Origin of the sequence: Streptomyces sp. NRRL B-3229 (genome assembly GCF_000719505.1) — a bacterium.
In the GTDB taxonomy this organism is placed as follows: domain Bacteria; phylum Actinomycetota; class Actinomycetes; order Streptomycetales; family Streptomycetaceae; genus Streptomyces; species Streptomyces griseorubiginosus.
The window spans coordinates 1-617 of sequence record NZ_JOGP01000096.1; the positions used below are offsets into that span (position 1 = coordinate 1).

Genomic DNA, 617 nt, shown 5'->3' on the forward strand with positions numbered 1-617 from the left:
GGGCGAAGGTCATGGCGCAGGTCGCGAACGCCTGTCCCCGGTGCAGGTACTCGACCGTGACGCGGAACGAGGCCGGGGCGCCCGCCTGCGGCACGACGTCGCTGAGCACGACCCGGGCCGGGACCCGGGTGGCGCCGTGGCGCTCCGTCGGCTGCGTCGCGGGGGAGAGCCCGAGGCTCACCGACGTCGCTTCGAACAGCGCGTCGCCGCACTCGGGCAGGTGTCGGCGCTGGACGGCGGCGGCGAGCTGCCGGGTGGACTCGACGACGATGAGCGGGTGATGCACCACGGCCGTGTCGCGTTCGTTGAGCGGATGCGCGCGGGGCCATTGGCACGCCCCCTCGAAGAACCTGTCCCCCAGCCGCCGCACCGACTCGACCAGCAACGACGCCATGGTCTCCAGTCCCAGACCGCGCCAGGTCACCGGATCCTCGGCGCGTTCCCGTCCGGCGGCCCGCCGGACGCCCGAGAACACCACGACCGGCTTCTCCGGCAGGATCACCTGCTGTACCGCGCCGTCATGCATGAGTGCCTCCTCGACACGGGGCGGCGGTTGCCCGCGTCTTCGCGCGCGCCGTGCAGGGAATTCACGTCGCTGTGCCTCACCGGATGCACGC

The 617-nt window shown here is 72.9% G+C and carries 1 protein-coding gene; it reads right to left on the bottom strand.

Annotation, left to right across the window (positions count from 1 at the left end; genetic code table 11):
* The coding region (locus IF54_RS0138865) for an AfsA-related hotdog domain-containing protein (RefSeq protein ID WP_037821232.1) at positions 1–526 on the bottom strand (526 nt) is incomplete at its 3' end.
* Positions 527–617: the final 91 nt, after the last annotated feature.